Origin of the sequence: Microcoleus sp. OTE_8_concoct_300 (assembly GCF_031383065.1) — a bacterium.
GTDB lineage: Bacteria > Cyanobacteriota > Cyanobacteriia > Cyanobacteriales > Microcoleaceae > Microcoleus.
Genome location: NZ_JANMZH010000697.1, coordinates 1 through 1,014 on the forward strand (window position 1 = coordinate 1; position 1,014 = coordinate 1,014).

The window sequence follows — 1,014 nt, forward strand, 5'->3', positions numbered from 1 at the left end:
CAACAACGGCAAGTCTCGATCAAAATCAGCAAGGTAGAGACTTTTTGCGTGAGTTTTTTGGCCGGGATAATTTTGCCTTCATCACAGGGCAACAAATCCCACCAACTTTTGGAGCGCGATTCCATCTTTCTTCGTATCAAAGTGCGTTTGCTCAGTTTGCCAGACTCGGAAAGCCTATCCCACCAGATCCATTTCAGCCAATGGAGCCACCAGACCCAACTTCCACCGAAGTTACGAATGCCATGTCCAACTTGGCTAAAGGCTTGGGGCAGTCTAGGCCAGGACTAGCTCCCGAGCGGAAACTTGGTGAAGCTCTAGCTACCATAGGTGCTGCTGATGCTCTGCGGGATGCTTGTGTGGCTGTTAATGGCAGTGTTCGGGCGACGAACGTGCAAGCCTTAAGCGATCAGCTTTTCCCTGGTGCTAGAGGCACAGATTTTGTATCTGATGCAATGCGGGGATTGCTTCTGGGGTTGGGAATGTCTCAAGGAGTGAGTACGGGGCGATCGCCCCAACCCGTGCGCGGTCATTTATTCTTCCGCAATTTACAAAACTTATGGGCTTGCTGTAACCCTAACTGTACCGATTCAGTAGTCGATCGAAATATCAGGAATAATGACTCAAATCCTCCGACTGTTGGGGCAATTCATGCCACTCATCGCCTTAGCTGCTTCTGTGGTTCTCGTGTTTTGGACTTAATTATTTGTGAAGTGTGTGGAGAGGTTTTTCTTGGCGGCTACAACAAAACTACTCAACGAATAGGAAACACAAATGTAGAAATTCTTACACCAGATCAACCCGATTTAGAGGGAATCCCTGACCGTATTACTCTCAATCAACGCTACGGAAATTATAGAGTTTTTTGGCCTTTGCCTGGAGAGACACCTGTTTGGGATACGCAGCCACAAGACCGAGAATGGACGCTTGATAAAATAAAACGCCGATGGGTTTGTGCCAAGTTAAATCGAACTACAGGCGCACTTACGCAGAATAGCACTCAACCACAAGTAGATG

The 1,014-nt window shown here is 47.7% G+C and carries 1 pseudogene; it reads left to right on the forward strand.

What is annotated here, in order from left to right:
- Positions 1-200: 200 nt before the first annotated feature.
- Positions 201-1,014 (forward strand): annotated as a pseudogene (locus ACUVJL_RS31565) (DEAD/DEAH box helicase); the annotation flags it as partial.